Raw genomic sequence first — 290 nt, 5'->3', positions numbered from 1 at the left:
CTGGCGCCACGCCCTCGTCTACTCGCCGGCCGTGCTGGTGCTGATCCTGGCGGTGGCACTGTGGACGCTGCTGAGCGTGAAGCGCGACTTCGACGATGCCGGCGGCTTCGCCTTCGGCTGGTTCCACGGCTACCACGAGGCCATGAACTCGGTGCGCAACGCCAAGGCGATCTTCCTCGTGCGGGCGCTTCTGCCGCGGTGGCCGGCCGCCGCGGCGCCGCGACCGCGCGGCTTCTCGCGCGGGCTGCTGCTGGGGCTGGTTGCCGCGCTGGCCGCCGGCAGCGCCGCCG

Annotated in this window: 1 protein-coding gene; it reads left to right on the top strand. The window is 74.1% G+C overall.

Annotated elements, in window-relative coordinates:
• Positions 1-290 (top strand): hypothetical protein (locus tag ACG04R_RS28510; protein ID WP_394418220.1); only part of this gene is annotated, 290 nt, incomplete at both ends.

The organism is Pelomonas candidula (genome assembly GCF_043555985.1).
GTDB classification, from domain to species: domain Bacteria; phylum Pseudomonadota; class Gammaproteobacteria; order Burkholderiales; family Burkholderiaceae_C; genus Pelomonas; species Pelomonas candidula.
The sequence above is the reverse complement of the archived record's forward strand: the minus strand, read 5'-3'. Positions and strand labels throughout refer to the sequence as shown.